Genomic DNA, 202 nt, shown 5'->3' with positions numbered 1-202 from the left:
GGGGTAACCCGCAAGGGAGCCAGCCGCCGAAGGTGGGGTAGATGATTGGGGTGAAGTCGTAACAAGGTAGCCGTATCGGAAGGTGCGGCTGGATCACCTCCTTTCTATGGAGAATCGTTTCCTGCAATGGAAACATTCAAATATGAAGCGTAAGCTTCAAAAACTACTCACTCGTTGCTCAGTTTTGAGAGCTCAAACTCTC

The 202-nt window shown here is 50.0% G+C and carries 1 rRNA gene; it reads left to right on the top strand.

Annotation, left to right across the window (positions count from 1 at the left end):
• Positions 1 to 104, top strand: a 16S ribosomal RNA gene (locus tag WA407_RS26680); the annotation flags it as partial.
• Between the last annotated feature and the right edge of the window lie 98 nt (positions 105 to 202).

Source organism: Paenibacillus sp. 203, from assembly GCF_037027525.1.
Classification (GTDB): domain Bacteria; phylum Bacillota; class Bacilli; order Paenibacillales; family Paenibacillaceae; genus Paenibacillus; species Paenibacillus polymyxa_B.
This window is presented reverse-complemented; position numbering and strand designations above follow the sequence as displayed.